Raw genomic sequence first — 616 nt, 5'->3', positions numbered from 1 at the left:
CTCCTGCACAAGGGCGAGGACAAAATCCTAAAAAAAGTGATTGAAGAAGCGGGCGAAGTGTTGATGGCATCCAAAGACAAAGACCCGTCCCACCTGGTTTACGAAGTTGCCGACTTATGGTTCCACACCATGATTCTTCTGACACACCACGACCTGAAGGCGGAAGACGTATTGGACGAACTTTCCCGCCGTCAGGGGCTGTCGGGGCTGGCCGAAAAAGCCGCCCGTACAGAATCCTGAATTTATATTACAATCTCATCCCTTCCACGTTTAATCCGTCTGCGTGCTTTTTTCAGACGGCAACGGAGCCGTTATGGACAACTGTATTTTCTGCAAAATCGCCGCCAAAGAGATTCCGGCGCAAACCGTCTATGAAGACGGCGAAATGGTTTGTTTCAAAGACATCAACCCCGCCGCTCCGCTTCATCTGCTGCTGATTCCCAAAGTCCATTTTGATTCGTTGGCACACGCCGCGCCCGAACATCAGCCCCTTTTGGGAAAAATGATGCTGAAAGTTCCCGAAATCGCCAAAGCTTCGGGACTGACCGACGGTTTCAAAACCCTTATCAATACCGGCAAAGGCGGCGGACAAGAGGTCTTCCACCTGCATATACAC

Annotated in this window: 2 protein-coding genes; both read left to right on the top strand. The window is 51.0% G+C overall.

All coding sequences use genetic code 11. The annotated features are described in order from the left end of the window. Nucleotides 1-240 (top strand): phosphoribosyl-ATP diphosphatase (locus tag K5E19_RS23400; RefSeq protein ID WP_221553320.1); only part of this gene is annotated, 240 nt, incomplete at its 5' end. A 73-nt stretch (nucleotides 241-313) separates the two neighbouring features. Beyond that, the coding region (locus tag K5E19_RS23395; RefSeq protein ID WP_221553318.1) for a histidine triad nucleotide-binding protein at nucleotides 314-616 on the top strand (303 nt) is incomplete at its 3' end.

This window comes from Enterobacter sp. RIT637 (genome assembly GCF_019718755.1).
Lineage (GTDB): Bacteria > Pseudomonadota > Gammaproteobacteria > Enterobacterales > Enterobacteriaceae > Enterobacter.
Note: the sequence above shows the minus strand (reverse complement) of the source record. Positions and strands in the feature narration are given on the sequence as shown.